General features: G+C 71.9%; 1 protein-coding gene. It reads left to right on the top strand.

The annotated features are described in order from the left end of the window. The first annotated feature begins 100 nt into the window (after positions 1–100). Positions 101–1,330, top strand: a complete 1,230-nt coding sequence (locus AB0C20_RS36135; RefSeq protein ID WP_357569713.1) for a hypothetical protein — start codon at positions 101–103, stop codon at positions 1,328–1,330. The last annotated feature ends 117 nt before the right edge of the window (positions 1,331–1,447 follow it).

Genomic DNA, 1,447 nt, shown 5'->3' with positions numbered 1-1,447 from the left:
ACCATCACCATCTACCCCTCGCTGTCCGGCTCGATCACCGAGGCGGCCCGTCAGCTCATGCTGCACGAGCTGGGTCAAGCGTCCGGTCCGGGACCGGGCCGTGGTGGTGCGCCGCAGTGACAGTGTGGACATCGCCACCCAGGCGCAGGCCGCCGCGGCGGCCGGAGCGAAGCTGCTGCTCGTGGTCAACGACGGCGTCGGTCGGCTCCAGCCCTGGGACGAGGCGGCGTGGAGCCCGGAGAGCCCGGCCCCGGTGACAGTGGCCACCCTCGGCGCCGACGAGGGTGGGCAGCTCATCGCCGCGCTGGAGCGGGGCGCGGTGCGGCTCACCGTCGAGTCGCACCCGGAGACCAGCTACCTGTACGACGTGGCGCACCACTGGACCGGTACGGTGCCGGCCGACCCCACCTACCGGCCCACGAAGCGGCAGTTGGCCCGGGTCGACGTGGAGTTCCGCAACTACCGGCAGGGCAAGGCGCTGGAGTTCCGTACCGACGTCTGGCGCGGCTGGGCGTCGAGCAACCAGGAGCCGGCCCCGGCGCAGGGCCGACGCACCGACTGGGTGAGCGCCGACCAGCGGTGGATCGACGACGCGTTCATCGCCGGCGAGACCGGTCAGCACCTGATGGCGGTGACCACGTACCCGGCCGGTAAGCCGAGCGCCGTCACCTGGTTCGGGCCGATCCAGCGACCCCGGATGGGCGGGAACTACGTGCCGGTCCGCTACCTGGACACCGTCTACCTGCCCGCGCCCGGGTGGGGCGACGGGGGCGGCCACATCGGTGAGGCGTACGCGAACTACGACATGGTCAACCGGACCACCCTCTACCAGGGCGACAAGGAGCTGAACTGGGGCAACGCCGAGTACCTCCAGGTTTCCGGTCTGGCCCAGCAGCGGCTGCCGTATCGGCTGGTGGTGGAGAACGACAGGGCCGCGTGGACGAACCCGTACTCCCGGCAGACCCGCACCGAGTGGGGCTTCCACTCGGCGGTCACCGGGGAGGAGTCGGCCGAGGTGCTGCCGATGATCCAGCTGGACTACCGGGTGGCCATCGACTCCACCGGCAAGGCGTCCCGGCGGGCACCGTTGACAGTTGTCGCCTCCCACCTGCCCGACGTCACCGGCAGGATCGGCGCGGTGACAGTCGAGGTGTCCTACGACGACGGGGCGACCTGGCAGAAGCAGCGGCTGACCCGGCACGGCGACGGCTGGCGTACCGCGCTGGCCGCACCCGCGAAGGCCGGCTTCGTGAGCCTGCGCACCACGGCGCGTGACACCGCCGGCAACACAGTGAGCCAGAGCATCAGCCGGGCGTTCGGCCTGCGCTGACAGCACTGCGGTCGGCCGCCGCGTCGACCCCCGGCTGCCCTCGGTCGCCATGGCCAGCGGTGGAATGGCCGTCGGTGCCGCTGTGCTGCTCCTCGTCGGGCTGACCGGCCTGCTGCC

It is taken from the genome of Micromonospora sp. NPDC048843 (assembly GCF_040649965.1).
In the GTDB taxonomy this organism is placed as follows: domain Bacteria; phylum Actinomycetota; class Actinomycetes; order Mycobacteriales; family Micromonosporaceae; genus Micromonospora; species Micromonospora hortensis.
The sequence above is the reverse complement of the archived record's forward strand: the minus strand, read 5'-3'. Positions and strand labels throughout refer to the sequence as shown.